This window comes from Nostoc sp. (assembly GCF_035638895.1).
Classification (GTDB): Bacteria; Cyanobacteriota; Cyanobacteriia; order Cyanobacteriales; family Nostocaceae; genus Nostoc.
This window is the reverse complement of record NZ_DASQZC010000094.1, coordinates 1-7,607: the sequence shown is the minus strand read 5'-3', so window position 1 is coordinate 7,607 and position 7,607 is coordinate 1. Positions and strand designations below refer to the sequence as shown.

The following is a 7,607-nucleotide window of genomic DNA, read 5'->3' as shown; positions in this document are numbered from 1 at the left end:
TATTGTGCAAGACTTCCTCAAAGATTGGGGACAGAGAACAATTCCCTTAAATTCTAGTTTCCGTCAGCTTACCCTGATGGTTGCTACTCGCCTGTTTTTGGGAAGTCAGAACAAGAGCGAAGTTGAGCAAACTAGTCAGTGGTTTACACAACTGCTAGATGGCAGTATGGCAATATTCAAATTGAATGTTCCCTTTACTTTATATGGTCGCGGAACATAAATCTTTGATGAAACAAATCGATTCTCCGCATCTAGGATGAAGTCATAGGTATTTAGAGAATTAGACTGTCACTTTTCAGGCTTTTGGCAAATTGATGGTTAACCTAGTATGTCAACCCAGTGCTACGCTACAGTTAGAAAGCTTGAGAGGCAATTATGACTGCCCTGATTCTGAACCTCAGCCCCACCATTGAACTAACAGATGAGCAGTTCTTCCAACTGTGTCAAAATAATCGAGATTTGCGACTTGAGCGCACCGCAGAGGGAGAATTAATCATCATGCCACCAACTGGATGGGAAAGCGGAAATCGTAATAGTAGACTGACGCAGCGCTTAGGTAATTGGGCTGACGCTGATGGCACAGGTTTGGCTTTTGACTCTTCTACAGGTTTCAAACTCCCCAATGGTGCAAATCGCTCTCCAGATGCATCTTGGGTGAGCCGGAAACGATTAGAAGCCTTGAATCCAGACCCTGCAAAATTCCTATCACTCGCTCCAGATTTTGCGGTAGAATTACGCTCTGCTTCAGACAGCTTAAAGACTGTGCAACAAAAAATGCAGGAGTACGTTGATAACGGTGTGCGTTTAGGATGGATGATTGATCCGCAAAACCAACAGGTGGAAATTTACCGCCCAGGACAGGATATTGAGGTTTTGCAATCGCCTGCTAGCTTATCAGGAGAGGATGTATTGCCTGGATTTGTGCTGGATTTGACGCAGATTTTGAGTTAAGCGATCGCTTAATTTCACTCATTTCACAATCTGAGCAACTTGTAACTATAAGTTAATAAAAATTTGCACTCAAAAACACAAAATCAATATTGACTAAATATTAAAAACCCTGTCTGCAATAACCCGATGACAAAACCTAAAACACCGCCTAAAGTTACAATAGCTTGCAATTCATTTTTTACAATTCCCTCAATTGCAGCTTCTAAATCAGCCGGTGAAGTTGATTTTACCCGGTCAACTATCACTTGATCTATCGACAAAATTGGAATTGCTTGCGCCACAATTACTTCTAAATCTTTTTCCAAATACTTATCTAATATTAAAGCCAACTCTTGACTCATTACTTCTAAAGAAGTATTGACAACAGGTGAAGTACTCAGACGATTTAGCAGGACTACAGCAATATTTTCCCAATCAACAGAATCAGTTAATCCTTGTAAAAAATCGCTGCCACTGTTTTGTAAGTAATGGCGGACACTTTCGCGCGTGGTCTTTCGCAGTTGCCGCACCGTCCCCATTGGCAAGTTTTGTAATGATAAATTTTGCAGTAATTTCCTAATGCGATCGCGCATTTGCAAATCTTTAGTCAATTCTTGCAAGCGAGTATTAGCAGCCTCTTTTTCATCCAAACAAAAAGTTCGTAGTCGCGTGAGAGTATTACGTAAGCCAAACAAATTTGCTACTACCCAATAAGTCCCACTGGTTTTTTCGCGGAAGCCTTCATCAATAATTTGAATTGTGCGATCGGTCAAAAAATCAACTATCGTCTGCCGCAGCACATCTGGCGGTAAAACTCCTTGCAACAACCAATCAGCAAGCCGCGTGGCTTGTTCTTCACTCAATTGAAATTCCAGCAATATCTGATCAAAAATTTGATTGATCTGCGCTTCCAAAAAGTCTTCACGTCGCGCTAAAACCTTGAGTAGCCGTGGCAGGGATTCCCCTATTAAATCCCGCAAAATCCCCGCCACAATTTTGGCACTTTTCTCGTTTTTATCTGTTTTAATTTGTTCAATTGCCAGCCGCAACAACCAGAGAATTGCTCCTTGCACCCGTTCTGTTTCCAACAAACGCCGCGCCAGATTTTGCAATTCTTGGGGTGTCAAAAGTGACCCCATGATTGTCTTAGAAATGTTCAGAGCCAAACGTTCCTGGTTGCGGGGAATCAATCCAGGGGTGAAGGGTACTCTTCGTCCAGCAATGAAAATTGCTCGGTAAGGACGGAACAACATTTTGATGGCTATGTCATTTGTGAAATAGCCAATAATTCCACCCAGTACCGGGGGAGACACATAAAGCCAAAGATGAGACCAGTCCACAGGATTTTGGATTTTAGATTTTGCGGTGCAGCGCTGCGGAAGGGTTTCCCTCCGCAGGCGACTGCACCAAGACGGATTTTGGATTCTAGATTATAAATTAGGGATTGAGTATTGGTAATTGGTATTTGGCGGTTATTAATTGTTAGTTGTTTTTCCACTAACCACTAAGGATTCTCCACTACCCATTACCTATTCCGCAGTCCCCAATCCAAAATTGCAAATCTAAAATCTAAAATTTGCTGACTACCAGCACTCCCATCATACCGTTCACAATGGGGTAGTGTGTGGCAACAGCAAAACCAACTTGACGCGCTAACTCTATTTGCTCTCTCCCAATGGGAAAGCGATCTAAGCTAGGGCTGATGTAAGCATATTCTTCTTTTAACCCTAAATAACTGGCAACTGGCACTACAAAACTGTCCAGATACAACTGCTGAAGGGCACGTAGCTGAGGATTACTCGGTCGATGAAAGTCTAAAATTGCGGCTTTAGCACCCGGCTTCAAAACCCGGTATAACTCTTGGAGACTGCGGGGAATATCTTTAACATTTCTTAAACCGTAGCCCATTGTTGCGGCATCAAATTGGTTATCCTCAAAGGGTAAATTTAGCACGTCAGCTTCTATCCAGGCGATGCCTACGGCAGGCATTGCCAACGCAGGTTGGGGGTACTGCCAATGTGAGCGTTCTTTAGCTTTTTCTAGCAGGTTGGGTGAAAAATCTACTCCGTAAACCTTCCCTGTTGCCCCTACACGCCGTGCCAGACGTAAGGCTAAATCACCACTACCGCAACACAAATCTAATGCAGTATCACCCGATTTAGCTGCACTCCATTTCACTGCCATTTCCTTCCATATTCGATGCTGTCCCAGACTCAACCAATCGTTCAACTGGTCATAAACCGGAGCAATACGGTTAAAAATGGACTGAATTTCGTTAGTCATTGGGTATTGGGTATTGGGCATGGGGCATTGGGCATTAGGCATTGGGCATTGGTTTTTGACTAATGACTAATGACTAATGACTAATGACAACTAGTAAGAGCGATCGCTATCAGTTGGGCTGATAAATTAATTAGCATTAATTCATCTTCCCGTAAAGTGCAGGGTTGTTTCCACTGTAGGGATAATACGCCCAAAAGTTGATTACGGTAGCCAATTGGGATAACTAAATGTGCTTGAACACCCGTATCTTTGTAGTGAATAGCATCAACTAATTTTGTGTCTTTAAGTATATTTAAGGAAACTTGCATTTCCCCGGTGGCGATCGCTTCCTTTGTGAGTGGGTCAACAGATAGCCAATTTTCTATTGTACCTGTATCGCTGTAAGTTCCTTGAGTCGCAATCAGAGTATTTCCATCTGTCAGTTGTAAAAGACACCCGTCTGTTCCAAAAGTATGACTCACAGCCCTAGCAATTGGAGCGAGAGTTTCTTCTAAGCTAGAAACTGCTTGAGTTACCTGTACCAAAACACTCAGCAGGGCTATTTGAGCATGAGAACGGCGTAATTCTTCTGTACGTTGCTTAAGCAAGTCGTAGGTTTCTGCTGCTCTTTGCACCACTGCCTTCAGTTCGCCTGGGTCCCAAGGCTTGGTGATATATTTATAGACTTGCCCTGCATTAATCGCCTCTACCAAGTCTTCAATATCAGTAAATCCGGTGAGAATTATCCTAACCGTATCGGGAAACTGAGGTACAGTCTTGCTGAGAAACTCAGTTCCTTTCATTTCTGGCATCCGTTGATCGGAGATAATCACCGCTACCTCCCCTTCTGCTGCCAAAACTTCTAGGGCGTTCACCCCACTATCAGCTTTCAGAACATTAAAGTCGCGTCGAAAGGTGCGATAAAGCAAATCGAGATTATCTGGCTCATCGTCAACTACTAGGATTTTTAGCTTTTTTGATTGTCGGAGAGTCATCACTTGAGATTGGAGTTTATCAATTTCGAGAGTGGGCTTATCCATAAGATATTTCCTTTAAATATTCACTATCTTGTTATATTCCATACCAAGCTTAGTTGAGAATAGCTGAAATTTATCAAGGGTTTTTACGGAGTTATCTTGCATGTTTAAATACGGTAACTGTGAGTGTTACAGAGGATATTTGCCTGCCCAAATATCTGAAGCAAGAAAAGAATGAATTCTGAGGCTATCAGCTTGCATTCTTCTAAAGATGGCTCAATAAAGATTAGAGTCCACTTAAGTAGACTTGCCCTAAAAGCCTGTGAAATAAATTTCTTGGCAAGAAAGTGGGCAGGTGGAAGGAAGATATAACTATGGGTAGTTCATAGATTAGAATAAGACTTGCTCATGAGGTATTAATCAACCTCTCAAGTTGAAGCTCGCACTCTGATTATGACTGATCTACCACCCAACGCTCAGAATCCCGAAGAAAATGCTACTAACGATGTAGCACAAGAATTACTGCGAAGGCTGAGGCAAAAACAAGGTAACTGGGTGGAATGGGGAACGGCGATCGCCTCGTTGCTAAAAACCGGTTACAATCCCCAAGACATTTTTGAGGCGACTGGATTTGAGCCGATTCAACAAAATCAGGTGGTTGTTGGTTCTCAAGTTTACAATTCTTTGGAAAAGTTTGGAGTATCAGAAGCAACGCGATCGCACTATGCTATACGCGGCAGTGATGTTTTATACGAACTGCGTTTGCTTACCCAAGAAGAACGCGCCGCCGCCGCAGAACTAATCTTCGTCCATAATGTTGATGCCGATGAGGCACGGGAAATAGCAAAAGCACTTAAAGAATTCTCTTATTACCGCACTTTACCAGAAGGGTTTTCTGCCCATCCTGGGGATGCTGTTGCTCATCAAGTTTGGAAACTGGCACGCCAAAATGCAGATTTACAACAGCGATCGCGCCTAATAGCCAAAGGTTTACGCTTTGCTCACACGCCAGCAGCAAGACAAAAAATCGAACAGCTACTGACTGATTTTACTACTACTCCCCAGCGTCCAGCGCCAATTCTACCCTTTTACCGTCTGGAATTTGAAGAACAATTACCTCGAATTTTGCCCGTGGTAGGCGAGTTGCCATTATCACGACAAGACTTGCAGGCTGTGCCCATACTGACAGAAATTGAACCATTTCGGTTGGTCAAGTTTTCTGGAGAGCAAGCTTGGATACCATTACCAGGTTGGCAAGTGTTGTTAGCGGCAGAAGATCCAGTAGTGATTTTAGCAAATAGCGATCGCTTCCCCATCCAAACCCAAAGCCAATTAGGGCCGGTGGTAGTAGTGGTAGATCGTGCCCAACGAGAATGGGATGCCTCCAGCTATTTTGTTGTCGAAAAGGGTGGTGAATTAGATTTTCAGTGGTTTGAAACTGAGCCAGAAATTCATCTATTAGGACAAGTTATTATCATCGTGCGTCCTAAGAAAATTTTGGATGAAGAATTAACTAAAGATTCCTGGCAGATTGACGAATAATGCAATTTTGGATTTTGGATTTTGGATTGGAGAAGTGTTAACAAAAGCCTAGAAATAGCTTACCTGTTGGCTGACTTACCCGCCTGGAACTAAAGTTCAAGGCTAATAGCTAAAGTCTACTAAAGTAGACTAAAGATTTTTGACTATATTTAGTCATCTGAAGATAACTTTTGCTATTAGGAAGAAACTAAAGTTTAAGGCGGGACATGAATTTTACCTTAAGTTGACTGACTCCTAACTCCTGAGTTCTGTTCTCATAAATTTTCATTTTACTTTTCTAAATCTTTGTCGCTAACAGTTGTGCTGCTCATTTGTTCTCGTAAAATTGCAACTTGAGAAATCATGATTTTCTCTAGCGCACCAGTTTCCATCTCTCCCATCCAACGAATCATTGACGAGAGAAATAGTTCTTTGAGGTAAGCAAAAGAAAAGCCTTCGGTTAATGCAACCATCTGACTCACACCTTGCTCAGACAAGCCCATTGCAGTTTGTAATTTATCATTCCACAATGTGATGTAAGCTTCTCGTTCTGGAATAGCTGGCAGGTCAAAATGATATTTGCGATCAAAGCGGCTGGGGCGATTGCTAATTGCTGAATCTAAACGCTCTGGATGATTAGTGGTTGCAATAGTCACAATTCCTTGATTAGAGGCAAAGCCATCAAGTTCATTTAAAAAGAAAGAGCGGTTTTCATCATTCAATAGAGAGTCAATATCTTCTAATACCAAAACACAAGGGGCAGATTGCCGTGCTTGTTTGAATACTTTACGGATATTTTCGCTATCAGTAGCATACTCAGACTTAAAGCTTTTAACGTATAAGCAAGGCTGCTGCATTTGATTAATCAATGCTTTAACTGTATGCGTTTTACCATTTCCTGGTGAGCCAATAAATAAAATACCACGTTTCCAAGGAACACTGTAAGTTGCGTAAGTCTCGCGGGATGCAAAGAAGTTTATTAGGTCATCTTGAATATCTTGTTTAAGAGTTCTATGCAAGATGAGATTTTCAAAAGTTGCGCTTTGAATAGATTCAAATAACTCTGAATTTTTATCCCAGTAGCCATCTTCAAAAACTAAAAGCTCATTACGAATTTGTGAGTTCCAATCACAAACTGCGGCGAAAAAACTTTGAGCGACTTCTATACTATTCGCCAAAATCCAAAAATAGCGATTTTTACAATAACCTTCGTGCCAACTCATTAAGAGTACATCAAGTTTAGAACCTTGCCATGAAACTTGAAAACTGGCATTTTCAGTATATCTGTAAATTTCATTTTCCATGCCATTCCAACCAGTAAGCGTCTGGTTATGGATATGAGTATCATATTTAATTTTGCAAAGGTTTGCCGCAGCGTAATTTTCTAAATTGAACGAACTATCATTACTTTCCAGCAATGCTTTTTTAGGATAAATAGCTGCTAGCTCCTGACTAACATGATAAGAAATAGCATCATTAGGTAAGCTAAGTGCTTCTGTAATTAGTTGTTTAATTTTCATGTTTATTTATTCTTCTGGTTAGTTGGCACTAAGAAAGATATCAAATTAGGATAATATAATCTAACATTAATATGTATGTTTTAGTGGTCAACAAAAAGTTACGGGTTTGAATCCCGCACTAAAAAATTGCTGAGTTGTGAATTCTGGCTTGGAGAATTCTTCTTCAAAATATAAAATCTGATATGTCAGACTCTAAATTTACCGCTACTGTGCCTCAAGAATTACTGCACTCAGAATTGTCTGAACGATCGCCTGTTCCTTCTCTGCGGGAGAAGATTCTAGCAATCCGCAACAGTCTACGCCCTGGACAACAGCAAATGGCTGACTGGCAATCTGGCCCTTTGGCTATTTCTGCCGTTCCTGGCGCAGGCAAATCTACTGGGATGGCGGCGGCGGC

The 7,607-nt window shown here is 41.6% G+C and carries 7 protein-coding genes and 1 pseudogene; 4 read left to right on the top strand and 4 right to left on the bottom strand.

What is annotated here, in order from left to right; translation table 11 throughout:
- Positions 1–220: pseudogene (locus tag VE944_RS04195) on the top strand (cytochrome P450); the annotation flags it as partial.
- Positions 221–375: 155 nt separating this feature from the next.
- Positions 376–951: a Uma2 family endonuclease gene (locus VE944_RS04190; RefSeq protein WP_324972722.1), complete on the top strand. Its 576-nt coding sequence runs from the start codon at positions 376–378 to the stop codon at positions 949–951.
- Between the two features lie 83 nt (positions 952–1,034).
- Here the strand turns inward: VE944_RS04190 and VE944_RS04185 are convergent, their stop codons facing one another.
- The 3 genes from VE944_RS04185 to VE944_RS04175 all read right to left on the bottom strand — a co-directional run bounded on the left by VE944_RS04185 (position 1,035) and on the right by VE944_RS04175 (position 4,232).
- Positions 1,035–2,270: a DUF445 domain-containing protein gene (locus tag VE944_RS04185; protein ID WP_324972719.1), complete on the bottom strand. Its 1,236-nt coding sequence runs from the start codon at positions 2,268–2,270 to the stop codon at positions 1,035–1,037.
- Positions 2,271–2,499: 229 nt separating this feature from the next.
- Positions 2,500–3,213, bottom strand: coding sequence for a bifunctional demethylmenaquinone methyltransferase/2-methoxy-6-polyprenyl-1,4-benzoquinol methylase UbiE (gene ubiE, locus VE944_RS04180; RefSeq protein WP_324972717.1), 714 nt, complete (start codon positions 3,211–3,213; stop codon positions 2,500–2,502).
- 80 nt (positions 3,214–3,293) lie between these two features.
- The gene (locus tag VE944_RS04175; RefSeq protein ID WP_324972713.1) at positions 3,294–4,232 is read right to left on the bottom strand and encodes a response regulator; all 939 of its coding nucleotides are present in this window, start codon (positions 4,230–4,232) and stop codon (positions 3,294–3,296) included.
- A gap of 390 nt (positions 4,233–4,622) precedes the next feature.
- On the opposite strand from VE944_RS04175, the gene VE944_RS04170 reads away from it, so the two are divergent.
- Entirely contained in the window at positions 4,623–5,711 is a 1,089-nt protein-coding gene (locus tag VE944_RS04170) for a RuBisCO accumulation factor 1 (RefSeq protein WP_324972710.1), read from the top strand.
- A 269-nt stretch (positions 5,712–5,980) separates the two neighbouring features.
- Here VE944_RS04170 and VE944_RS04165 read toward each other — a convergent pair whose 3' ends face one another.
- Positions 5,981–7,210, bottom strand: coding sequence for an ATP-binding protein (locus VE944_RS04165; RefSeq protein ID WP_324972707.1), 1,230 nt, complete (start codon positions 7,208–7,210; stop codon positions 5,981–5,983).
- Positions 7,211–7,392: 182 nt separating this feature from the next.
- Between VE944_RS04165 and VE944_RS04160 the strand changes: the two genes are divergently transcribed.
- A partial coding sequence (locus VE944_RS04160) for a hypothetical protein (RefSeq protein ID WP_324972704.1) occupies positions 7,393–7,607 on the top strand: 215 nt, incomplete at its 3' end.

What these genes read in the sequence shown, in the direction of transcription:
- VE944_RS04175 (WP_324972713.1), bottom strand. Translation starts at nt 4,232, where the DNA reads ATGGATAAGCCCACTCTCGAAATTGATAAACTCCAATCTCAAGTGATG.
- ubiE (WP_324972717.1), bottom strand. Translation starts at nt 3,213, where the DNA reads ATGACTAACGAAATTCAGTCCATTTTTAACCGTATTGCTCCGGTTTAT.
- VE944_RS04165 (WP_324972707.1), bottom strand. Translation starts at nt 7,210, where the DNA reads ATGAAAATTAAACAACTAATTACAGAAGCACTTAGCTTACCTAATGAT.
- VE944_RS04190 (WP_324972722.1), top strand. Translation starts at nt 376, where the DNA reads ATGACTGCCCTGATTCTGAACCTCAGCCCCACCATTGAACTAACAGAT.
- VE944_RS04170 (WP_324972710.1), top strand. Translation starts at nt 4,623, where the DNA reads ATGACTGATCTACCACCCAACGCTCAGAATCCCGAAGAAAATGCTACT.